This is a genomic window from Paenibacillus terrisolis, assembly GCF_056171975.1.
Genome location: NZ_JBKFGG010000015.1, coordinates 58,157 through 79,250, shown reverse-complemented (window position 1 = coordinate 79,250; position 21,094 = coordinate 58,157). Strand labels below are relative to the sequence as shown.

Annotated in this window: 24 protein-coding genes; 23 read left to right on the top strand and 1 reads right to left on the bottom strand. The window is 40.2% G+C overall.

The genetic code is table 11. From position 1 onward, the window contains the following. Window positions 1-51 precede the first annotated feature (51 nt). The 20 genes from ACI48K_RS13825 (at window position 52) to ACI48K_RS13730 (ending at window position 16,853) form a co-directional block, all read left to right on the top strand. Window positions 52-867, top strand: coding sequence for a S1 RNA-binding domain-containing protein (locus ACI48K_RS13825; RefSeq protein WP_475028184.1), 816 nt, complete (start codon window positions 52-54; stop codon window positions 865-867). Window positions 868-918: 51 nt separating this feature from the next. Beyond that, window positions 919-1,587, top strand: coding sequence for a hypothetical protein (locus ACI48K_RS13820; RefSeq protein WP_475028183.1), 669 nt, complete (start codon window positions 919-921; stop codon window positions 1,585-1,587). A 109-nt stretch (window positions 1,588-1,696) separates the two neighbouring features. Beyond that, window positions 1,697-2,746 (top strand): recombinase RecA, encoded by a 1,050-nt coding sequence (recA, locus tag ACI48K_RS13815; protein ID WP_475028182.1) that lies wholly within the window; start codon window positions 1,697-1,699, stop codon window positions 2,744-2,746. A gap of 404 nt (window positions 2,747-3,150) precedes the next feature. Further along, window positions 3,151-3,546 (top strand): mercury resistance transcriptional regulator MerR1, encoded by a 396-nt coding sequence (gene merR1, locus ACI48K_RS13810; protein WP_475028181.1) that lies wholly within the window; start codon window positions 3,151-3,153, stop codon window positions 3,544-3,546. Between the two features lie 25 nt (window positions 3,547-3,571). Continuing rightward, window positions 3,572-4,024 (top strand): putative iron-sulfur cluster-binding metallochaperone, encoded by a 453-nt coding sequence (locus ACI48K_RS13805; RefSeq protein WP_475028180.1) that lies wholly within the window; start codon window positions 3,572-3,574, stop codon window positions 4,022-4,024. Window positions 4,025-4,365: 341 nt separating this feature from the next. Beyond that, entirely contained in the window at window positions 4,366-4,818 is a 453-nt protein-coding gene (locus tag ACI48K_RS13800; RefSeq protein WP_475028179.1) for a hypothetical protein, read from the top strand. 413 nt (window positions 4,819-5,231) lie between these two features. Then, window positions 5,232-5,549, top strand: coding sequence for a hypothetical protein (locus ACI48K_RS13795; protein WP_475028178.1), 318 nt, complete (start codon window positions 5,232-5,234; stop codon window positions 5,547-5,549). Window positions 5,550-5,663: 114 nt separating this feature from the next. Further along, entirely contained in the window at window positions 5,664-7,586 is a 1,923-nt protein-coding gene (locus tag ACI48K_RS13790) for a hypothetical protein (RefSeq protein WP_475028177.1), read from the top strand. Continuing rightward, window positions 7,583-7,909 carry a hypothetical protein gene (locus tag ACI48K_RS13785; protein WP_475028176.1) on the top strand — a complete coding sequence of 109 codons (327 nt, stop codon included), beginning with the start codon at window positions 7,583-7,585 and terminating at the stop codon, window positions 7,907-7,909. Before ACI48K_RS13790 ends, ACI48K_RS13785 begins: the two co-directional genes overlap by 4 nt. Beyond that, complete coding sequence (locus ACI48K_RS13780) at window positions 7,899-8,579, top strand: hypothetical protein (RefSeq protein ID WP_475028175.1); 681 nt, start codon at window positions 7,899-7,901, stop codon at window positions 8,577-8,579. Before ACI48K_RS13785 ends, ACI48K_RS13780 begins: the two co-directional genes overlap by 11 nt. Beyond that, complete coding sequence (ssb, locus tag ACI48K_RS13775) at window positions 8,576-9,016, top strand: single-stranded DNA-binding protein (RefSeq protein ID WP_475028174.1); 441 nt, start codon at window positions 8,576-8,578, stop codon at window positions 9,014-9,016. The genes ACI48K_RS13780 and ssb overlap by 4 nt, the downstream gene beginning before the upstream one ends. Then, complete coding sequence (locus tag ACI48K_RS13770) at window positions 9,016-9,711, top strand: PD-(D/E)XK nuclease family protein (protein ID WP_475028173.1); 696 nt, start codon at window positions 9,016-9,018, stop codon at window positions 9,709-9,711. Before ssb ends, ACI48K_RS13770 begins: the two co-directional genes overlap by 1 nt. Next, window positions 9,708-10,064 (top strand): hypothetical protein, encoded by a 357-nt coding sequence (locus tag ACI48K_RS13765; RefSeq protein ID WP_475028172.1) that lies wholly within the window; start codon window positions 9,708-9,710, stop codon window positions 10,062-10,064. Before ACI48K_RS13770 ends, ACI48K_RS13765 begins: the two co-directional genes overlap by 4 nt. A gap of 105 nt (window positions 10,065-10,169) precedes the next feature. Next, on the top strand, window positions 10,170-10,655 hold the full coding sequence (locus ACI48K_RS13760) for a JAB domain-containing protein (protein WP_475028171.1): 486 nt from the start codon (window positions 10,170-10,172) through the stop codon (window positions 10,653-10,655). After that, entirely contained in the window at window positions 10,652-10,837 is a 186-nt protein-coding gene (locus ACI48K_RS13755) for a hypothetical protein (RefSeq protein ID WP_475028170.1), read from the top strand. The genes ACI48K_RS13760 and ACI48K_RS13755 overlap by 4 nt, the downstream gene beginning before the upstream one ends. Beyond that, complete coding sequence (locus ACI48K_RS13750) at window positions 10,834-11,085, top strand: stage V sporulation protein S (RefSeq protein ID WP_475028169.1); 252 nt, start codon at window positions 10,834-10,836, stop codon at window positions 11,083-11,085. The genes ACI48K_RS13755 and ACI48K_RS13750 overlap by 4 nt, the downstream gene beginning before the upstream one ends. 454 nt (window positions 11,086-11,539) lie before the next feature. Beyond that, window positions 11,540-12,010 carry a C40 family peptidase gene (locus tag ACI48K_RS13745; protein WP_475028168.1) on the top strand — a complete coding sequence of 157 codons (471 nt, stop codon included), beginning with the start codon at window positions 11,540-11,542 and terminating at the stop codon, window positions 12,008-12,010. A gap of 134 nt (window positions 12,011-12,144) precedes the next feature. Continuing rightward, window positions 12,145-14,445, top strand: a complete 2,301-nt coding sequence (locus ACI48K_RS13740) for a spermine/spermidine synthase domain-containing protein (RefSeq protein ID WP_475028167.1) — start codon at window positions 12,145-12,147, stop codon at window positions 14,443-14,445. A 25-nt stretch (window positions 14,446-14,470) separates the two neighbouring features. After that, the gene (locus ACI48K_RS13735; RefSeq protein ID WP_475028166.1) at window positions 14,471-15,145 is read left to right on the top strand and encodes a methyltransferase family protein; all 675 of its coding nucleotides are present in this window, start codon (window positions 14,471-14,473) and stop codon (window positions 15,143-15,145) included. A gap of 31 nt (window positions 15,146-15,176) precedes the next feature. Beyond that, window positions 15,177-16,853 (top strand): methyl-accepting chemotaxis protein, encoded by a 1,677-nt coding sequence (locus tag ACI48K_RS13730; RefSeq protein ID WP_475028165.1) that lies wholly within the window; start codon window positions 15,177-15,179, stop codon window positions 16,851-16,853. A gap of 49 nt (window positions 16,854-16,902) precedes the next feature. Here ACI48K_RS13730 and ACI48K_RS13725 read toward each other — a convergent pair whose 3' ends face one another. Next, window positions 16,903-17,460 (bottom strand): C40 family peptidase, encoded by a 558-nt coding sequence (locus ACI48K_RS13725; protein WP_475028164.1) that lies wholly within the window; start codon window positions 17,458-17,460, stop codon window positions 16,903-16,905. Between the two features lie 223 nt (window positions 17,461-17,683). Between ACI48K_RS13725 and ACI48K_RS13720 the strand changes: the two genes are divergently transcribed. From ACI48K_RS13720 to ACI48K_RS13710, 3 genes are all read left to right on the top strand, one after another. Then, window positions 17,684-18,898, top strand: coding sequence for a cell wall-binding repeat-containing protein (locus tag ACI48K_RS13720; protein ID WP_475028163.1), 1,215 nt, complete (start codon window positions 17,684-17,686; stop codon window positions 18,896-18,898). Window positions 18,899-19,066: 168 nt separating this feature from the next. After that, complete coding sequence (locus tag ACI48K_RS13715) at window positions 19,067-19,267, top strand: DUF2933 domain-containing protein (protein WP_475028162.1); 201 nt, start codon at window positions 19,067-19,069, stop codon at window positions 19,265-19,267. Between the two features lie 315 nt (window positions 19,268-19,582). Further along, entirely contained in the window at window positions 19,583-21,004 is a 1,422-nt protein-coding gene (locus ACI48K_RS13710; protein ID WP_475028161.1) for a YncE family protein, read from the top strand. Window positions 21,005-21,094: the final 90 nt, after the last annotated feature.

Here is a 21,094-nt window from a genome sequence, read left to right as displayed (position 1 = left end):
AGCGTGAGGATTTTTAATATTTTCTAAAACAAATTTATGGAGGTTAAGAACATGGAAGAATTGAAAAGAGTATTGATTGAAGGTTATCAGGAAGACAAGATGCTTCACCAGGACTACGATGAAGGTTGGGCGCAAATTTATAGTGCTCGGCAAAATGATCTGGTGTTGCAAGCTGAGTTGATTGGTCTTGAGCCGAAACTGAATAAATTGTGTGGCGTGGTCATGGTCGGCGGTGTGAGGGGATATATTCCGCAGGAATACTCCGGTACGAACGATGCGCATGCTTTCCGGCGCTTACTTGGGGAGCCAGTTGCTTTCAAGATCGTGACCTATGACCGGGATGGAGACACTTTTATTGCATCTCGCCAGGCTGCGTTGGAACATATGGAAGGTCTTACATGGAAATGGCTTGAACCCGATTCGGTCATTACGGCTGTAGCTCGTACTGTTCTGCCGAAGTCTCTGATGCTTGATATTGGGGGGATCACGGTGGAGCTGCCTGTACAGGAATACGGTTACGGCTGGATCGATGATCTCCGAGAAGAAGTAAACATCGGTGATCACTTGAAAGTAAAGGTCGTGGAGTTGGATACAGAGAACAAGGTTGTGAAGGTAAGCAAAAAGGCAGCAGAAAAAAGTCCTTGGCCTGATTGCACGAAGCGGTATGTTACAAAAGGAACCTACAAGGGAAGAGTATCAGGAGTTATGGAGTACGGAATATTCGTCAACTTGGAACGAGGGGTAGATGCTCTTGTTCCTCATATGAGATTCGGTAAAGTTAAGCGGGGAGATACAGTCTATATCCGGGTACGGGGCGTTGATCCGAAACAAGAGCGTATCTACGGAAGAATCATTCCGAGAAGATGAAAGGGGCGATTTTCGCCTCTTTCTTTACTCTGATACAGGAGGAAGTTTCAGATGAAAACATCGCCATTTTCTATAAATTATGAATGGGCGTTTAAGCCAGCTTTATTTCCCGAAGGGATTACTCCGGGCTTTGCACCACTGAGAGCAGCCACAGAAGCAGATGGGCTGAGGTCTCTTGGACTGATTGGCTGCATAGGAAGTGTGCAAATGGGGCGTCTATTCCAGTGGAAGCGACACCAAATTCGGCGAATGCTGGATGAAAAGAAGCTGGTTCAGCATCTACTTATTAAAAATAAGAACATGATTCCTATCTATACCATTGGCCCAAGAGCGGCGCAATTACTCAATTTGGAATGGAAAAATGAATTCTGGAGGATTTGGACCGTAGAACAGATTCTCTCTCATTTGGTCTTTTTTCAGTTTTGCTGCGCCATGCGGGATAAGCAAAAGGCATTTCAAATAAATTCTGCTCCATATCCTTTTACGGGAAGGGTGGAGATAGGCAAAGATTTACGTAATGTACTTATCATTCGTGGAAGTACGGGTAATCTGCCTAATCTGCTACGTCATTCTGTGTATCCCATGATTGTTATTTCAGAATCACTAGAAGAGGTTGAACCTTTGAACAATCTGCTTAAAGATGCCAAGTTCCTTTTAGATCAAGACTTGAATCAGGACTATCGATTCTATAGACAAGTTGAGGGGAAATGGGTCAAATAGTGAACAGATTGGGAATATTCTCCTACAAGTTATTGAAATGCGAACATATGTGTGATACTTTATTCCTGTAAGAACATACATTCGCATCTTCAGAAGGGAGCACAGGATCATGGAGAATGGAGAAAGCCGGAAAGTTGCGTTAGAAAAAGCACTAAAAGAAATTGAGAAGTCCTTTGGTAAAGGGGCCATTATGAAGCTCGGGGAAGCTGCGCACATTCAGGTGGAGACCGTTTCAAGTGGAAATCTCGCTCTTGATTTAGCTTTAGGCGTGGGAGGATTTCCGCGCGGGCGAATCATTGAGATTTATGGTCCAGAGTCTTCCGGGAAAACGACGGTGGCACTTCACGCGATTGCCGAAGTACAAAAGCTAGGCGGACAAGCTGCTTTTATTGATGCAGAACACGCTCTTGATCCGATGTATGCCAAGAACTTGGGTGTCAATATAGACGAATTGCTGTTGTCTCAGCCAGATACCGGTGAACAGGCGCTTGAAATCGCAGATGCATTGGTACGCACAGGGGCTGTTGAGATCTTGGTGATTGACTCAGTAGCAGCCCTTGTTCCTAAAGCAGAGATCGAAGGAGAAATGGGGGATTCTCATGTAGGGCTCCAAGCCCGGCTTATGTCTCAAGCGATGAGAAAACTTGCGGGGTCACTGAGTAGATCCAAGACCATAGCCATCTTTATCAACCAACTTCGGGAGAAAGTTGGCGTATCATTTGGAAACCCGGAAGTTACTCCTGGAGGAAGAGCTTTAAAATTCTACTCAAGCGTGCGACTTGATGTACGGCGAATAGAAACATTGAAAACAGGAACCGAGGCTACCGGAAATCGAACACGGATTAAAGTCGTCAAAAATAAAGTCGCTCCGCCGTTTAAACAGGTTGAGGTCGATATGATGTTTGGAGAAGGAATCTCAAAGGAAGGCAGTATTATTGACCTTGGGGTCGAAATGGGTGTCATCGAAAAGAGTGGATCTTGGTATTCGTTTGCCGAAGAAAGAATTGGCCAAGGAAGAGATAGTACGAAGCAGTACTTAAAAGATCACATTGAGATTGCCCAGCAGATTGAAAAACGAATCTGGGAGTCGAGCAGCTCGTTAAAAATAAACTCATCAGATGAATTGGCTCCTTCAGTACAAAGCGGTGTGGCTGGATAAAAAAGGACTTATCATAATAAAGGGCGAGATACGGTAATGTCCGCCTCGCCCTTTTTTATTAGCTATTCTTTAAATATCATTTTCGTTTGTTTATCTGAATAATACGTAGCAACATGTGCATTACTTTTTCTTACGTACATGAACACATTTTATATATTTTTAATCTCTTACCATATATCTAGTTAGACGCTCCGTTTCCAAGAAAAAATAAAGGGCCAGATATTTGAAATTCGACTCTTATTTAATTTTTATCTAAAAAGGGGTCCCGCCAACATTTTAACGAAAATATACGCTAAGGACTTCCCAAAAGCGACATAGTTAGATGTGGGTGGAACTTAGAGAGAAAAATATCTATTGACCCTGTACTTAAGTACAGGGTTTATACTACATATGAGGTGAAGAAAATGCAGTTTCGTATCGGAGAACTTGCTGATAAATGTAATGTTAACAAAGAAACTATTCGGTATTATGAACGAATCGGTTTAATTGAAGTACCTTCACGTACCGATTCAGGCTACCGCATTTATTCAGAACAAACAGCTGATCGTATAAGTTTTATTAAACGCATGCAGGAATTGGGATTCTCATTAAATGAAATCGACAAATTGTTAGGTGTTGTTGATCGAGATGAAGTAAAGTGCCGCGATATGTATGATTTCACTGTTCTAAAGATAGAGGACATCCAGCGTAAAATTGAAGATCTCCAAAGAATTGAACGAATGCTGGTGGATCTTAAAGAAAGGTGCCCCGAAAACAAAGATATTTACGAATGTCCCATTATTGAAACAGTGACGAATTAAAAACCTGCCTAAGGAGTGATACAAAATGGATAGCTGTTGTCAAACATCCACTGAAAAGCCAACAACACTAATTCAATGCCCTGTTTGTCACAAAAGGGGCAAAAGTATTCAATTGATTACAATCAAGGCATTGCTTCAACCTACAGCGTTAGAAACCATTCACCCTGAATTGACTTACGCTTTTTGCACGAATTCATCTTGTGAAGTCGTCTATTTTAGTGATGAGCAGACCTTTGGCAAAGATACACTCAAAGTCTCGGTGTTCCAAAAAGACGATGCGTTAGATGTACCTGTTTGCTACTGCTTTGGATGGACAAGGGAACGCTTAATACAAGCTGTTCAGGAAAATCAGCATCCAATTGAACATATACAAGAACAAGTTCAAGCTAATCGTTGTGGGTGTGAGGTTAATAACCCACAAGGAGCCTGCTGTTTGGGCAATGTCACTACATTCATTCGGACTCTTGACGTGATCTAATCTCTTGTAAGCTTCAAAAATTCTTACGAAAGAGCTATATGCAAGTACATATCAGCAGATTTCCTGTACGTATAGGAAATCTGCTTTATTTTATGTAAAAAACTGCTTAGCGTAAAAAATTTCCGTTTGTTAGCGCTCCCCAGTATCTACTTTGCGGGTGGTGACACTATGCTGGTATTGCGCCTTAGAGTAAGAAAAAACGCCAAGCCGGGCATGATCAAGGGCTTAGCGTATATTTTTGTTAAAATGTTGGCGGGACCCCAAAAACAAGAATATTGTACGGCACCCAATAATGGAATATAATTCTATTGTTGTTAAAAATAAAATTTGGAGGTATTAAATTGAAAAAGATTCTTTCAGTAGCAGTATTATCCTTTTCGATATTTTCAGTTTCGGTCGCACAAGCTCAAGACTTAGAACCTATTACAACTCCAGAATCTATCGTTAACCCAAGTTCCGTAGAAATTTCACCAATCAGTGCGTTGACATCAGAACACTATTCATTTGATGCTACATCATTTACCAACTACATATGGGTTAATAGTGGTAATATATTCTATGGTTCTTTTGATGTTTTTGAGGCAGAAGTGATTGGAAGTGCGACGTTTGATATCGAGTATTATGATAGTAATGGGAATTTTCTTTTTGCTGATGATATTGTAAATGGCAGTGGCTGGGTTACAAGTACTACTAGTCCAAAAGGATTAGATAATATAAAAATTCGACTTGTGAACAAAGGTAAATCTGGTAGCACTGTAAAACTTAAATGGGGTACTGTTTATTACTATGTTTGATAAAAGAGCAAATACTTTTCCTAGTTTTTTCTATAATGCTAGGGGAACATACGATTGCATTAGTGTGGGGGCAATGGTATAATATTCTTGTAAATTTCTTTACCTCTATACTCCCACTTGCAGGAGACAAGAGCGACTTACACCTTATTGGTGAAGCAATGCAAGACCTCCCCTACAGGCTTGGTTACAAGTGAGGAAAAAGTAGGATAAAGTAAGTTTGCCCGAAGTCTCCATGCTGAGAATAAGGGAAGAAGAGTACCGAAAGGCTCCGATAAAAAGCTTTGCTTCAAGGCGCATGCGTATGCATGAGGGAAAACAAAAATATGTTTTTAAAAGCCGATTTTTGCATGGATTATTCTGTGCAGAGATCGGCTTTTTTTGTTTTTTCAAAAAAATGAAAGGGTGATCCGAATATGTTCAGACACTGGTTGAAAAAGTACAAGTCCCTGGTTTCAACAACTGTAAGGAGTGGCAGGTTCAAAATTCCAAATGAGGAAAAGTGGCGTGCGCTCAAGAGCACTTGGGCGGAATCCAGAAACGAGCAGAGCCCGTTGAAGAAACTTCTGATTCAGGAAGAGGCAGATGCGATGGAAAGAGTAAGATGGATGCTCGAAGAAGCATTATCGCTTTTGGACGATGCTTGTGTCGAAACGGAAGGCTTGCTCAGGGTTAAGCTCCAGCAAATATGGAGTGACCTAGATGAACTTGTAAAAACACATACCCCTGAATAATTAAATGTTGTGAACTAAAACGTTATTTCTCTCCATAGGGAGAAGGGCGTTTTTTATTTTACCTTTCTGCGGGTATAAACAATGCAGAACGTCATTTGACGGTGGAGGTTAAAAATGGATTTATCGATTATGGAAAAGGTAGTGGTTCAAGGCGATCTTTCCTCATTGAAGCCAGAGGAGCGGTTAATTTACTACACAAAGGTTTGTGAAAGTGTCGGACTCAATCCACTCACGAAACCATTTGATTACCTGAGACTGGATGGGAAACTGGTTCTCTATGCCAAACGTGATGCTACAGATCAGCTTCGTAAAATGCACAGCATTAGTATCACCATTACCAGTCGTGAACGCATTGGTGATGTATACTGTGTGACCGCGCGTGGTGAAGCGCCGGATCATCGAACCGATGAATCCATTGGTGCCGTTTCTTTGATGAAAGAGGAGAAAATTTGGGATGAAATGCGTAAATGCAAGGTTCCTACAGGTAGGATTCTTCCTCTGACAGCAGATGAATTGGCCAATGCTATTATGAAGGCTGAGTGTGTTCCTCTAGATTCAGAGATACTCACAATGAATGGCTTTAAACGTTATTCAGATGTTCATGTTGGTGACATGGTTCTTGCATACGATTGTGAGAAAGATGTTACAGTCTGGACTCCGTTACAAAAAGTATCGGTGTTTAAGAATGCTGAAATATCTAAGTTAAAATCACCAAAAGGACAATTTGAAGTATTATGCACACCAGATCACTCATGGGCTGTAAAAAGGGCGAAGTCTTATAAACCGGACAAAAGAGGAGATGGAAGTAGGGGGCCAAGGGGACAATATAGTAATCGTGGTCCGGAAAGAGTGTTGATTAAAGCAAATCAATTAAAAACAAGCCATAGTATTATTCTTGCAGCGAAAGAATCAGAAACAAACACAAGTTTACTTTCCCCGGATGAGGCTGCTGTTCTTGGATGGGCTGTAACTGATGGAACCATACAAAGAAGAGGAAATTATATACGTATTGGAATCTGCCAAAGTAAAGCGAATAACTTTGATAAAATTCGTGCTATCGTTGCTTCTGTTGCAGGAGAAAAAAAAGAGCTTGTTACTCCAGCTCGAATGAGAACTTTTCCAACAGGAAAGACTTACAAAACTTTAGAACAACATTGGTGGTATCTTCCATCCCAAGTCAGTCGAGCGTTACTTGAAAAAGCTGGATACCGGGATAATTCTGATTTGCCTAGAATAGTTACAAAATTATCGTCCGAAGCACGACAAAGTATGCTAAAGGCTTTTATGTGTGCAGATGGAGATAAAAGAGGAAACTTTGCAAAAAGTAAACCAGAAGTTATCGAAGCATTCCAGATTCTATGCACTTTAGAAGGCGTCGCGATTGGAAAAGAAATGAAACGGCCTCATGTTTCTGTAGTTAGAATGAAGAAAACCAGACATTTAGCTGCTTCATTTTTGCAATTGGAACCTGCAGGAAAAAGTGATGTATGGTGCCCAACAACTCAATATGGAACATGGGTTATGCGTCAGGGTGGACGAGTCATGGTCACAGGAAATACAAAGGCGAAGAGACGGGTAACCTTGTCACTTTCTGGACTAGGCATGATGGATGAGAGCGAAATTGAAACCGTTGAAGGTGTTGAGCGGATTGAAGTGGGAGAGCCGACTCAAGCAGCCAAACAGAATCAGAAGGATCTTTCTTCAACTGGATCTACTGCCTCCAAGACGCGCTCAGAGTCAAAGCCTTCGGAAAGTAAGAACCGGGAGAACAATACAGCTTCAAATCAAAAGAGTGCAGGAGAACTTTACAAAATGCTTGACATGGGAACAGGAACATCTCCAGGGGGCGTAACATTCGCCAAGTTGAAGGTTGCTAATATGGCTACTGGAGAAGAATCTGTGATGATTGCCAACACACCGGAGACGATCGATCAAGTGAACGCCATCTCAAATAATTCTCAATTCAAAGTCAATTTTGAAGTGAACAATGGATTTAAGATTGTAAAATCCGTTGAGATGGCTGGTGAGGCTGCATGAGTACCGTAACATTTACAGATGGGAATGCACTGATTTGTGCCTTCCCGTCCAGTAAACAAAATGGCGTTTATCTTGTGAAAGCGGAACCTCACTACAATGATCTGATCATCACGCATGACTGTCCAGCATGTCACTTTGGACATAAGCAATGCAAACATGTTCAAATGGCCGTAGAAGCCTATGAGCGTTGGCAATGGTGGGAACCCAAGAAGCAGCTTCACACCGTCATTCAAAAAATTGTTTTGTCTGCTGATTGGGAGCAAATACAGCTTCCTCCCAGCCCAGATGAACAATTGCGAGCTGTGATTGATCATGCTTCCTGACATTGTGAGCATTGCAGAGCAGCATGGATTACAAATTAATCCCTTTTCTAAATCACGAGAAGAAGTGTCTTGCAAATGCCCTTTCTGTCATGAAGACTCAAAGCCAGGGAAAAAGCGAAGATACCACCTCTCTCTTAATAGCAAAGACCAGGTATTCAAATGCTGGTTTTGCGGAGAGAATGGTGGCGTTTTTCGCTTTATTTCGCTTTTGGAGGGTGTTCCTGAAGATCAGGTTAGACAACGATATCGAAAACGAAAAGTTGTTCATCCCGCGGAACGTCTCAGTCGAAATCAACGGAGATGGTTGCGGCAATACATTGGGGGAAAAGAGCCGAATTGGAAGCTAATGAGAGAACGAGATTTTTCTTATTACATGCGTTCCATGGATCTTCTCTGGCAGCAATGGAATCAATTCCTGGAGACAGAACAGCAGGGCGCCTATCTCTGGCTGATCATCGGAATTATGAACTGTAAATATCAGAAATACATTGAGCGTATTAGGCAGAGAGAAAGGGAAATTGAAGCCCCTCTCTTGGAATATGCACTCCAAATCTATTCGTGCGCATCCCGTCCGAAATGGACAGAGGACGCTGAACGATTTGTTTGTAATTTAAAATCAGTAAGTCCTGAACCTACAGAGGCAGGCATGAATGTGGAGGATAAAAAATGAGCTTGAACCAAGTGGTGTTAATCGGAAGACTGACGAAGGACCCTGAACTGCGGTATACACCTTCTGGAGTGGGAGTGGCACAGTTTACCTTAGCAGTAGACCGTCCGTTTACAAATCAAGGAGGCGAACGAGAAGCAGATTTTATTCCGGTCGTAGTCTGGAAGGCAGTTGCCGAAAATGTAGCCAATTATGTGAAGAAGGGACATCAGGTTGCGGTTACGGGAAGAATTCAGGTTCGTAATTATGAGAACAATGAAGGTCGCCGTGTTTATGTGACGGAGGTAATTGGACAAAATGTACAATTCCTCACAACTCAATCTAATGGAACTTCTTCTCAAAGCGGAGACACTTCAAGTCATCAAGATTCGACAAATAGTCGAGGGACGAATTCTAACGGAGATGCTTGGGGTATTTCTGATGACGATTTGCCATTCTGATGATGTATTCTTTTTCTCGGCTCTCGCTTTATGAAACTTGCCCATATCGATTTTACCAGAAGTACATTTTGGGGAAATCGGAGCCGGTTACAAAGCCGTTGGCACTTGGAAAAGCGGTTCATAAGGCGATAGAACTTACGGTGCAGGGATCAACGGAAGAAGAGGCAATTTTGGCCGCTATTATTGAAGCGGATTTCCATTCAGAAGTCACTTATGAAGAGATCGCTCAATTAATGCATCGTGCACCTAGATTAACGGGGCAAACGGAGGTTCATTTTGAACTTCCGCTTGACACTGATTCTGGAATTCATCTTCAGGGCTATATTGATTTGCTCCGGGACGATGATTTTTGGGACTGGAAATCCAATTGGAGGACGTACGGAGCGAATCATACGATGCAGCTCCCGTTATATGCATGGGCGATCATGAAAATACGAGGTATAAACCGGATCAAAGGGACACTGTATTTTTTGCGCTTCAGGAAAGCAGAATCGTTTGTGTATAGCTATTCTGACACGAATGAAGCCAGAGAATGGGCGCTTGGATTAGCAGAGGAGACTGAAATGAAGAAGTCATGCCTGGAATCTTTCCCGGATATGGCTTCTTCTTTATTTCCTTCTTTGCCGGGCAGCCACTGTAAGCATTGTCCGTTTGTATTGGAATGCATGAAAAATGAGAGGAAGTTGAAAATATGACAACGATAATTCAAACATTGACAGTAGAACAAGCAACCCAACTTGCATTAGAAATCGAAAGAACTGAAGCAGCTTTAAAACAGATGAAGATTAATTTGAAGGCTTATGTGGATGAGAATGGGGCGCTGCAAGCAGGTGATCAGATTTGGGATCACTATAGCACAATCTCTTGGGCATTCGGAGCTGACAGCCTCAAAGATTTAGCGGTAGCAATTACCGCCGAGGGAAAGAATGCTTGGGAGTATTTGAGCTTACCAGCAGCCTCAATCAAGAAGCTTGGTTGGGAAGATGCAGCTTTGTCCCAATATGGAACATTGAAGGAATCCAAACGCTTTGACTCCAAAAAAGCGTAAATTCGATAAAAAAGCAGAATAAGTTCGCCTCTCGCCCGGCGCTAAACGGCGGTGTTTATTCCAACACCGCCGTTCTGGTGGTGGGGTAAACGGGAAGGAGATTTTATGAAAGACTTTATGGTGATGGAATCTCAGTTGAGTGCTTTGCCACCTAGAAGACGTAGACAGGCTGAAAAGCTGTTAGGGCTTGTAAAAAGAGTAATGGAAGAGAATGCTCCCCGTTACATTCGTACTCCAGAGGATGTGTATCTGGTGGCATCCGACATGGTGGAATTGGAGAAGGAGCAGTTTGTGATCCTCATTTTGAACACAAAAAACCGCATCTTATCTAAAGAGGCAATTTCAACGGGTATTTTAAACCACACGCTTGTACATCCACGTGAAGTATTCAAACCTGCAATCATTAAAGGAGCAGCATCCATCATTTGTGTGCATAACCATCCCTCAGGTGATCCTACTCCAAGTCCTGAAGATATTAGTATGACTGAAAAGCTAATAAATGCTGGTGAGATTCTTGATATTGATGTTCTGGATCATGTCATTGTTGGTACTGAAGACTATGTTTCTTTAAGAGAAGAAGGTCTTATATGACAGCCAAGGAACGCTTTTTAAATGAACTTTTGAAGCGGAATGGTAAGGAGAGATGGGTGGCAGCTTTGATGCTTGCCGCCCCTCCTGAAGTCTTGAGTAATGTTACTGGTCAAAGTATCGTTATGCTCTTTCAAAAAGAGATGAACTCATATTCGAGTGTAAGAAGGAGAGTTCCATCATGATATCAATTTGCAGAATTTCAGATCGTTTTGATCCTCTTGATGCAGCCAAACGAATTACAAGTGTAATTCAGAAATGTGGTGTGATCGAACTGCAGGCTGTGGGAGATAACGCAATCAGCAAAGCGATCAAAGCTGTTGCTATTGCACAGGGGTCGGCGGAACCGAATACTGATATGGTTATACTTCATACTTATAGGGAATATTATGAAGTAAGCGTAATGGGTAAATGTGAGGAAAGGGAGGCGTAATGCCCCCTTTCTTCGTTATGTGCTGATTCGTTGGTGAAATTGGTACCACTTTTTTTCATATGCTTTACTTATAGTAGATGGAAAAATGTGTTCCTACGATCATAATAATAAAGCCAATAAATGAAATGGTCGGCGTTTTAAGAAAAATAATTCATTTACGAATAATAATTTAGAGTAGGCCATTGTTGCCTTTTGTAAAGTACTTTAACCTTCGATTTTTATCCGTTTGCTAATCTCGATTTATCTCTCACATCCTCTGGTATTATCCCCTAATCAAATTTTTACTTCTCATTAACTGTAGCGTGTATGTATGGAAAGGACAATTATTTGAGTGCGATCCATACAAGTTCTATCGACATGAACCGCCTCAATTTTTCAACTTCTTACTTTCCACATATATTCTCAACATCTTCCATGTACAATGAATTTATCTTAAATACGAAAGGAGAAGTACATGAAGAAGAAGTTTTTAGTAGTTTTTTTGTTTCTTTCCGTTTTTACAGTGTTCAATATGGGAAGCGCATTCGCAGAAAGTAAATCACCGTTACAAACTGAAGTAAACAAAATCTTGGGAACACCCTATCTTTATGGTGGAACGACAACCGAAGGGTTTGATTGTTCTGGTTTCACTCAATATGTTTTTAAAAATTTAAATGTAGACCTTCCTAGAACTACGAAATTACAAGCAAAAGAAGGAGTCAAGATTGAGAAGAAGAACCTTCGCTCAGGAGATCTCGTATTTTTTAATACGGACGGAACGGGCATTTCTCATGAAGGTATATATATGGGGAACGGATTATTCTCTCATTCATCTGCAAGTAAAGGAGTTCAAATCAGCGAGCTTTCAGAAGACTACTTTGCGGAACGCTATGTAACAGCTCGCCGAATATTATCTGATAATGAATTTAAAAATATAGCAGAGTAAAAAATAGTCTGGAGCAATTACAGCTAAACTACTTAATTCGTTGTGTTCATGAGACATATTTAACTCTACCAGTAAAAAGAAGTGCTTAATACGCACTTCTTTTTCATTCATTTCTTTAAGGAGCGTTGGCATTCTTGATTAAATCAATCAGCAGAAAAGGAAATTTTTTAATTCTATCAAGTGTTTTCTTTATTTCTGTTTCCCTATTTCAATACCAAATAATACTAACGAGATTATTTTCAGCACTTTTGTCATATCACTATACTTTTCTGATTACATCTTTTGCATTATGTGGAGTTGGGGTCGGAAGCGTACTAGTATATATGCAGCAAAAAAAGTTAATAGAACTGGGTAAGCAACAGAAATTATATAGTTTAAGCTTCGTAGCGCTTTTATTAGCGCTAAATTACCTGGTTATATTAACTGTGATTTATATTCTGCCTTATACAAATAGTATTTTGATCTATTCCTTACTGGGAACTATTCCTTTCATAATAGGGGGTTATTATGTAGCCCTATTTTTTAGAATATCCTCAGATATAGGTAATAAAATCTATTTTTCAGATTTACTTGGCTCTGGTTTAGGGAGTATAGCTGTGATTTTTTTGTTGAATACACTGGGAATGTTCAGATCTTCTCTAATTCTAGCGGTCGTTGCTGTATTATCTGCTCTGAGCAGTTCCCTTTTTTTAAACAGCAAGAAGCTAATTATTATATCTTCAGTTTCGCTTATTCTACTTTCTTCGGGCTTATTTATTCCAGTTCAATATGTAAATATGATCGAGAAGAATTTCAACGGTCTATTGACCAATACAAGCAAAACATTTGGGATGTATAAAAATGACGGTGAAAATGTAGAAATTTCATCTACAGAATGGAACTCATTTTCAAGAACAGATGTAATAAAATTGCCGGAGGTCCCAGACTTTATGGTGGTGACCATTGATGGAGCGGCAAACGCACCTATGATGAAATATAACGGGAATTTAAGCAGTCTGGAAAAATACAAAAAAGAAGCTGAGTTTTTACCTTTTTTAATTGGGAAGAATGATAAGTCATTGGTAATTGGGCCTGGAGGCGGAAGGGACATCCTGTACGCTTTAGCAGCTGGAAGCAAAGATATTTCAGCAGTAGAAATAAATACATCAAGCATCAATGCCGTAAAAAAGTACTCGGAATTTAATGGGAATATTTACGATTTACCGGAAGTAAAGGTTTATGCAGAAGATGGGCGGAATTTTGTCAGAAGAACGAAAGATAAATACGACATGATTTTTTTATCTTTAGTGATGACCAATGCTTCTCAAAGTTTGGGGTATGCTCTTTCGGAAAACTATATTTATACTGTTGAGGCAATGCAAGATTATCTAAATAAATTAGAGAATAACGGAAAAATTGCTTTTCTTACACATGATCAAAATGATCTCGAAAAAATAGTGGCGACCTCAGTTTCAGCGCTAGTAAATAGAGGAATTCCTTTAAAGGAAGCCCCTCAATATGTTGCAATTTTCTCCAAAGATATACCTGAATCAGGACACGGCGATGACTCAGGACATATACATTATCCTGTCGTGATCATTAAAAATACTCCTTTTTCGGAGGAGGAAAGTAATCAGTTACTGAAAAAAGGATTGGAGAATGGAAATGTTCCATTATTTCTTCCTAATATTTATGAGGATGGGCCATTAAAGCATCTAGAAGATGAACATGATACTTTCAAGGAATTTACATCTAAGTTTAGTAACAATGTTGTTCCGTCTACTGATGATAGTCCCTATTTTTATAATTATGAGAAGGGGATACCTTCAGCCCTAATCATTCTCCTTATTGCAGTTGGAGCTGGAGGCGTTGTTCTCTTTGCACCTTTTCTAGTTAAAAATCGTAGTTTGACGAAACCTGCAACTTATTTTGGGCTATTAGGTGTCGGGTATATGTCGATTGAAACACCGCTTATACAAAAATTTTCTCTTTACTTCGGTCATCCTGTGACCACTTTTACCTATGTACTATCGGCATTGTTGGTTGGTAGCGGATTAGGAGGGTACATCAGCAGAAACAAATGGTTCAACAAATTTCAGAAAGGTGAGCGAATTACTCCTCTTTTAATTGTGCTTGTCAATATAGTTTTGATACTGGTTTTAGATAAATTATTTCTCCTAACATCGGGGTGGAATTTACCCTACAAAATCATCATCACGTCAATATTGGTAATGACTCAAGGCTTCTTTATGGGGATTCCTTTTCCAAAAGGTCTTAAAATTCTTGAAGAATCGGGAAAGGAAGATGCTATTCCCATAATGTTTGGGATCAACGGCATTATGTCCGTAGTAGGTTCTGTAATAGCTGTTATCTTATCCATGAGTTTTGGATTCAATGAAGCATTATTAGTTGGCGGATTCATCTATGTATTGGTAAGTATTGTGAATAGACCGTAAATCTAAATAAGTGAGGATGGTTATTATGCATCTTTTGGGTCAGTACGCATATGGTCTCTGGGGATCCGTTATAGTTAATATTCTCTTCTTTGGTATGTTTGTATTTGCGGCTTATAAGCCGCAAACGAAAAGGGAGTGGCGAACATTAGGAGCTTTTGCGGCTTTTATAATCGCGCTATTTAGCGAAATGTTTGGATTCCCGTTAACCATATACATTTTAACTTCAACCTTGGGAAGTAGATACCCTGTGTTAGATCCGTTTACCCATCTGAATGGCCATTTATGGGTGGCGCTTGCTGGAGGTTCAATACCACTATATTCCGTTCTCCATCCTCTTAGTAACATTCTCATATTTGCGGGGATTTTAATTATTGGGGTAGGTTGGAAAGGAATCCATGGTGCTAAGGGAGATATGGTTACCAGTGGGATTTACCGAATCGTACGTCACCCCCAGTACAGCGGGTTTGTACTTAGTATAATTGGCTTTCTGGTGCAGTGGCCAACGATAATTACGATTTTAATGGCACCTGTTCTTTTGGTTATGTATACAAGGCTTTCTAAAAAAGAGGAAAAGCAAATGATTGAGCAATTCGGAGAAAAATATCTAGAGTATAAAAAATCAGTTCCGGCATTCATTCCAAGAAGAGTTCTTACAAAGAATGAATTTTCGGAAATCGCAGGAACATTTAGAAATAAATGAATTTTTATAGAAACTATAAGGAGCTGTAACAATGAAACTTTCCATAAAATTGATGATTATGTTTTCGAGCATTATTTTAATTGTCATTGTTTCAGTGGGAGGGTACTCAGCAGTTGTTATGAAAAATGAGGTCACCCATCTTGCAGAAAAAAAACTTGTAACGAATGAAGCTATGACCAAAGCGTTATTTAACGAAAGATATCCTGGAGAATGGGAAGTTAAAAATGCTAAATTGTATAAGGGCGACACTCTAATGGAAAATAATACTGAAGCAGTAGAATCTATCAATAAATTGACTGGTGATAGTATCGTCATTTATAAAGGTGAGACCAGCGTTTCAGTTGCAGATGACCCTATGGCAAATAATGATTCGATGATCTCTCTAGAAGCCGATGTTCAAAAAGTGGTTTTAGAGAAAGGAGAAAATTATCTTGGTTCTTCCCATAATGGGGAAGAACTATCTTTATACGAACCAATAAAAGATAAGCAGGGCAATGTCATTGGGGCATTTCATGTAAGTATGCCGAAAGAAATGTATGAGCATGCCTCCCAAAACTTTCAAAGAAGTATTATCTGGTTTGCCCTGCTGGGTCTTTTAATTTCCTTAACAGTTGCTGCATTTTTGTCCATTAGGTTTGTTAGGCCAATTGTTCAGATGACACATCTTATGGAAAAGGTATCAGTAGGTGATTTAAAGGTAAATCTTATGGTTCCAAAGACAAAGGATGAACTTGGTAGTCTCGCTAAAAGCGTGAACCAGATGGTGCAAGGGCTTAAAGAATTGGTGTATTCCGTCAAGGAAGTTTCTACAGGTGTTCACCATTCTTCGTTATCAGTTGATGAGAAAACGAAACAAATTGCAGAGACGGCATTAAATGTGAATTCAAATATCATACAAGTCGAAACAGGAGCGTTAAAGCAGGCACAAGGAATGAATGACAGTGCTAATGCTTTAGAAGATATTTCAAATAATATTCAGCACATCGCTAAAACAACATCTATTGTCGCATTAACCTCAACCGAAATGTTGGAACAAGCAGACCGGGGAAATCAGTCAATTCAAACAGCAGTTGAGGAAATCAATCAGCTTAATGAAACGACTCGATTAATGGCGGAAAGCATTAATGAGTTGTACCATATGTCTGACAACGTTAGTATTATTGCAGGCATGATTACCGAAATTGCATCACAAACTCACCTCTTGGCATTAAATGCCGCAATTGAGGCAGCTCGAGCAGGAGAGGAAGGTAGAGGATTTACAGTAGTTGCCGATGAAGTGAAAAAGCTGGCTGAACAATCTGAGAGTTCCTCAAATGATATTCGTTCATTAATTGGTACTGTTCAACATAAAACAAATGGCGCTACCGAGATGGTAAAAATAGGACTCGAACAGCTTGATCGAGGGATGAAAGTCTTACAAGAAGCAGATCATGCATTTAGTAACATAGTCAATTTTGCTAGAGTTGTAACTCATCAAAACCAGGAAGTATCAGCCCTAACTCAGGAAATATCTGCAGGAACTGAAGAAATCGCCACCTCATTTCAGACGGTTACTTTAATCGCTGATGAAACAGTGAAAAATGTTCAATTCATTAAGAATGCCAGCCATTCGCAAGTAGATGGAACAGAGGATATATCCGAAACCTCATCCCAAATGCTAGAAACTATTGAAAAATTGAAAAATGCGGTTAACCAATTCCAAGTATAGTTCAAAAGAAAATGAGCCAGTGTGATTATTTCACACTGGCTCGTTTGTTCTATTTCAGGACACTTCCTCCAAAGAGAAAGCGTTTTTCCCATTGTGTACCCTCAATACTATCGATTCGAACGCCCCCCGATTCTTTGGAATAAGTTTGTAGAATCTTTCCGTTTCCAAGGTAAATCCCGTCATGGGTAATACGGGCAGTACTTTTATTGATTCCTTGATAGTCTGAGGCTTTGTTACCCCGGTAAGACATAAAGAACATAATATCTCCCCGTTTTAGATTTTTCCAATTCGTCGTATACGTTCCGTTTTTCTTGATATATGCGCCTTGAGTTCTTGAGTCCGCAGGCAGCTTAATTCCTGCCCCTTCCAGGTAGGCTTGTCTTACAAAGTCGGAACAGTCAAATGTTTTGGTATTACTTCTACTGGATCCAAACTCGTAAGGAGTCCCTATATATTTCATTCCCTTTGAGATGACATTTTCCCGTACACTGCTTACTGTTGCTTGGGCTGATGCAGGAGCATTGCTTGCAGCATGAGTTGTTTGGACTCCAAATAGACTCAATACCAAAGATACGGACATGACTATAATTGCTAAAGATTTCTTCATATCGAATCCCCTCCAATTGTTTTGTTGTGAAACTGACGTCATACTAACACATGCCTTGAGGGTTTGTTTAGACGTAATATTTGGAAGTGAAAAAGTTAATAATAAAACGAGAACTCCACGGAAACCACATACTTTCTACACTCTTTTTGATTAAAATTCTGGTTAAAATAGGTTTCATTTAATAATGATACTTATTAAATAATGACAATTTACGGGAGGCTATATGAAGAAATCAGTGCAAATTGGAATGGTATTTTTTGCTGTGGTTCTTGTTTTATCGGCATGTACGAATTCAGAAAAAAACAACGCAGTACAAGCGGATAGTTTTTCTCAAACTCCAAGTAATGCAGCGATTTCAGAGACAAAAGTGGCGGTCCCATGGATCTCCTCAAAAAACACGACGCGGATTAATACAGATGATCCTGTGGAAGCTGCTGTTTTGGTTTCAAAAACACTTTGGATGGCCACTAGTGAGGATAACCGCCCGGGAAGCATTATTCTTACTTCTGCTGATGACTGGCAAAATGCAGTCGTTAGTGCCGATTTGATCCACCATCCAAGCAATGGACCCATTTTGTTCGCAAATAAAGATGGTCTACCCGAAGCTACCGCAAATGAAATGAAGAGACTACAGCCCAAAGGTGTGGAGAGTAACGGGGGAGTCCAAGTGATCTTGGTAGGTGACCTCGGTCAAAAAGTAGAGGATCAGGTAAAGAAGCTAGGATTTAAAACGGACAAACTTACTGCCGATAATCCTGCTGCTTTGGCTAAAATTATCGATGCGTATTACGCAAAAGTAGCTGGGGAAAATCCATCTTCCGTCATTATTGGATCGATGGAAAGACAAGAGTATACCATGCCGGCAATCAACTGGATCGCCCATATGCCGGAGCCATTGTTGTATGTCATGAAAGACGAAATTCCGAAAGAAACCGTTGAAGCGTTGCAAACAAGAGGTGGGAGGGCAAATATTTATATTCTGGGACCCAAATCTGTAATTTCTTCAAAAGTAGAAGATGAGCTAAAACAATTCGGTAATACAGTTCGTATTTCCGGTGAAGATCCTTTTGCAAATGCAGTTGCATTTGCTAAGTATAAAGACCCTAAAACCGGCTTTGGATGGGGAATCGCAACTCCCGGGCATAACTTCTCCTTTGTAAGTAGCGATTCACCAGATTTGGCTATTGCCGCAGCGCCGTTTTCTCATTTAGGAAAACATGCTCCGTTATTATGGACTAATAAGGATTCCATGCCTGAATCCGTCATGTCCTTCGTTATGTCTGTCCAACCAAAGTTTGTAAAGTCGCCTACAGAAGGGCCATACAATCATGCTTGGCTGACAGGTGCTGTGTCTACAATTAGTGAGGCTGCGCAAGGGGAGATTGACTCTATGCTAGAAATTGTTGCGAAATCTGGAGAAGGGCACGGAAGTCATTAAAGTGATCAAAAATGATTAAGAAAAGCACAGTTCTTTGAGCTGTGCTTTTTCTTTTTAAAATTATATCCAGCTTCATTGAATGCGCACTCTTTCAACACGATTTCCACACAATCACCTTATACAATGTACTCATCAAGCAATTTGAGATTAATAAGGGAGGAATAATAAATGGATTGGTCTTTGCTACTGTTGTTGGCTTGTCCACTAATGATGGTGTTTATGATGTTTGGAATGAAAGGTCATGGTCACGGTCATGGGTCTTCTCATTCGGACCATTCTTCGAACGATCAAGCAATTCAATCACAGCTTAATGAATTAAAAATTCAAAATGAGCAAATGAAGCAAGAACTTCAAAGACTTTCCAAGTAAATCATTCAAAATCGGATTTTATAAGGAGGAACTATTATGAGTTGCTGTGGTAATCATAATCATGACGAAAATAATCATGCTGACGGGTCGCATGCTAACCATTCCAAAAAACATAATTGGATGATGTTAGTATGCTGCGTTCTGCCGATCGCTTTATTCGCGGTAATATTGCTTTTTAACGGATTAAATAGCTCTACAGGGAACATAATTCCTTTTTTACTTCTACTAATTTGTCCTTTGTTCCACATGCTATTGATGCCGATGATGGGAAAGAAGCGACATTAACAAACGACAAACCATGAGGTGAATGAGTTCATGAAAAATAAATTTAGATGGGTGGGAGCTTTCCTTTTCTTGCTGCTCATTGTCAGTTTGTTAATTATAGTAACACTGCCCAAGGGGCAAGCAGCTTCTTCCTCGGTTTTTTACGTGCCTAACGCCGGAGACGGAACCATTTCTGTAGTTGATTATGAACGGGGAAAAACAGTCGATACAATTAAGCTGGGAACAGCTCAAGCATCCCATGGTATTGCATTAAGCTTAGACCGAAAAGTACTCTATGCGGGTACCGGCTTTGACGGTAAAACGCTAGTTGCTATCGATACAAAAACCAAAAAGAAATTAAAGGAACTCGCGTTTGATGAAGGTGTTCATGGGATTGATATAAGTCCAGACGGCAAAAATTTGTATGTATCCCTCAATCCAGGGCTTGGAAAGTTGGGCGGAGAATTGGCCATTGTAGATACGGTTAATTTTAGAAAAACTGCCTTGATCAAGACGGGAGAGGGTCCGGCTCATGTTGCTGTTACTGCAGATGGTTCCCAAATATGGACAGCCAATGTGAACGATAACACGATTTCTGTCGTAGACTCCAAATCGGCAAAGGTTATAAAAACAATTGCTGTTGGAAAAGTACCCAATGAGGTGGCAGTCATGCCGGATTCTAGTTACGCTTTTACAGCTAATGTAGAATCAAATAAGGTATCAGTCATTGATATGAAAACCCTGCAGGTAATCAAGGATATTGAAGCAGGGGAGGCTCCGCATGGAGTAACTATTACGCCAGATGGAAAGGAATTATGGGTTAGTAATAATAAATCAAATGATGTGACTGTCATTAGTACGGATACCTTTCGGGTTTTGGCAACCATTTCAACAGGTTCTTACGCAAATCACGTAGGCTTTACACCTGATGGATTATGGGCCTTTGTTTCAAACCGGGAATCAAACGATATTGTAAAGATTAACCGGGAGGAAAGAAAGGTGGCAGACAGGATACCGGTAGGATCTCAGCCGCATGAAATATCGCTAGAAGATAATATCGTTCCTGTCCAATCCACAGATTTAACGGTTGCAGACGATAACCAGAATTCCCTTGTCCAGAACGGGACTCTTGGACCGGCACAACTCACAGTTCAAAAGTTACAAGTAACTGACCTAGGCAGTGATCCTTCTTTAGCGGATTTAAAAGCGGATGATTTTCAAAAGAATGATGTATTTGGAATTTCATTGACCGCTCATTCTGGAGATATTTCTAATTTACTAAATGAGAAGATGATTAGCATGCAAGACTCAGATGGTAAAAATGTTTCTCCTTCTCGGATGATTTCCGTAAGTAATGACTCGCACCACCCGCTGTATATGGCTTGGTTTCCCAAAACTGAGGTAGGAGCCCAGGCACAAATGAACATCAAGGGGCCAAATGGTGACAATGTTTCATTATCCTGGAGCGAGTAAGTGAATCTGGAAATATAGTGAGCTCACTCACTATATTTTTTGGGGATAAATATAAAAATACAAATAAACAAATTTGATATAACGCGGTCG

Excerpts from the sequence above, each read along its gene's own strand:
- ACI48K_RS13825 (WP_475028184.1), top strand. The coding sequence starts at position 52 with ATGGAAGAATTGAAAAGAGTATTGATTGAAGGTTATCAGGAAGACAAG.
- ACI48K_RS13820 (WP_475028183.1), top strand. The coding sequence starts at position 919 with ATGAAAACATCGCCATTTTCTATAAATTATGAATGGGCGTTTAAGCCA.
- recA (WP_475028182.1), top strand. The coding sequence starts at position 1,697 with ATGGAGAATGGAGAAAGCCGGAAAGTTGCGTTAGAAAAAGCACTAAAA.
- merR1 (WP_475028181.1), top strand. The coding sequence starts at position 3,151 with ATGCAGTTTCGTATCGGAGAACTTGCTGATAAATGTAATGTTAACAAA.
- ACI48K_RS13805 (WP_475028180.1), top strand. The coding sequence starts at position 3,572 with ATGGATAGCTGTTGTCAAACATCCACTGAAAAGCCAACAACACTAATT.
- ACI48K_RS13795 (WP_475028178.1), top strand. The coding sequence starts at position 5,232 with ATGTTCAGACACTGGTTGAAAAAGTACAAGTCCCTGGTTTCAACAACT.
- ACI48K_RS13790 (WP_475028177.1), top strand. The coding sequence starts at position 5,664 with ATGGATTTATCGATTATGGAAAAGGTAGTGGTTCAAGGCGATCTTTCC.
- ACI48K_RS13785 (WP_475028176.1), top strand. The coding sequence starts at position 7,583 with ATGAGTACCGTAACATTTACAGATGGGAATGCACTGATTTGTGCCTTC.
- ACI48K_RS13780 (WP_475028175.1), top strand. The coding sequence starts at position 7,899 with ATGCTTCCTGACATTGTGAGCATTGCAGAGCAGCATGGATTACAAATT.
- ssb (WP_475028174.1), top strand. The coding sequence starts at position 8,576 with ATGAGCTTGAACCAAGTGGTGTTAATCGGAAGACTGACGAAGGACCCT.
- ACI48K_RS13770 (WP_475028173.1), top strand. The coding sequence starts at position 9,016 with ATGATGTATTCTTTTTCTCGGCTCTCGCTTTATGAAACTTGCCCATAT.
- ACI48K_RS13765 (WP_475028172.1), top strand. The coding sequence starts at position 9,708 with ATGACAACGATAATTCAAACATTGACAGTAGAACAAGCAACCCAACTT.
- ACI48K_RS13760 (WP_475028171.1), top strand. The coding sequence starts at position 10,170 with ATGAAAGACTTTATGGTGATGGAATCTCAGTTGAGTGCTTTGCCACCT.
- ACI48K_RS13755 (WP_475028170.1), top strand. The coding sequence starts at position 10,652 with ATGACAGCCAAGGAACGCTTTTTAAATGAACTTTTGAAGCGGAATGGT.
- ACI48K_RS13750 (WP_475028169.1), top strand. The coding sequence starts at position 10,834 with ATGATATCAATTTGCAGAATTTCAGATCGTTTTGATCCTCTTGATGCA.
- ACI48K_RS13745 (WP_475028168.1), top strand. The coding sequence starts at position 11,540 with ATGAAGAAGAAGTTTTTAGTAGTTTTTTTGTTTCTTTCCGTTTTTACA.
- ACI48K_RS13735 (WP_475028166.1), top strand. The coding sequence starts at position 14,471 with ATGCATCTTTTGGGTCAGTACGCATATGGTCTCTGGGGATCCGTTATA.
- ACI48K_RS13730 (WP_475028165.1), top strand. The coding sequence starts at position 15,177 with ATGAAACTTTCCATAAAATTGATGATTATGTTTTCGAGCATTATTTTA.
- ACI48K_RS13725 (WP_475028164.1), bottom strand. The coding sequence starts at position 17,460 with ATGAAGAAATCTTTAGCAATTATAGTCATGTCCGTATCTTTGGTATTG.
- ACI48K_RS13720 (WP_475028163.1), top strand. The coding sequence starts at position 17,684 with ATGAAGAAATCAGTGCAAATTGGAATGGTATTTTTTGCTGTGGTTCTT.
- ACI48K_RS13715 (WP_475028162.1), top strand. The coding sequence starts at position 19,067 with ATGGATTGGTCTTTGCTACTGTTGTTGGCTTGTCCACTAATGATGGTG.
- ACI48K_RS13710 (WP_475028161.1), top strand. The coding sequence starts at position 19,583 with ATGAAAAATAAATTTAGATGGGTGGGAGCTTTCCTTTTCTTGCTGCTC.